Annotated in this window: 1 protein-coding gene; it reads right to left on the bottom strand. The window is 43.0% G+C overall.

Features of this window, described 5'->3' with window-relative positions; translation table 11 throughout:
- On the bottom strand, positions 1-235 hold a 235-nt coding region (locus tag SB689_RS24225; RefSeq protein WP_410694562.1), incomplete at both ends, for a hypothetical protein.

Below are 235 nucleotides of genomic sequence, written 5' to 3'. Positions count from 1 at the left end.
CATCCGGAATTGAAACGGAGTTGCGAAAATCAATGTCTCCATTGTCCAAAAGTAAGGGTGCGCTCCTCTCCTCTTCTGGCCAGTTGCCGCCAAAAATATGAAAATACATAAACGGCAACTGAAAAACGGCAAAAAATCGGTGAGGCTCATCAAAGAACCGAATATCTTGGTTTCCGCTAGCTCTCTCCAAAATGTACGTATAATTCAATGGAAATCCGTAATATGGCGGTTTTCC

Origin of the sequence: Chryseobacterium sp. SIMBA_038 (assembly GCF_046535115.1) — a bacterium.
GTDB lineage: Bacteria > Bacteroidota > Bacteroidia > Flavobacteriales > Weeksellaceae > Chryseobacterium.
This window is presented reverse-complemented; position numbering and strand designations above follow the sequence as displayed.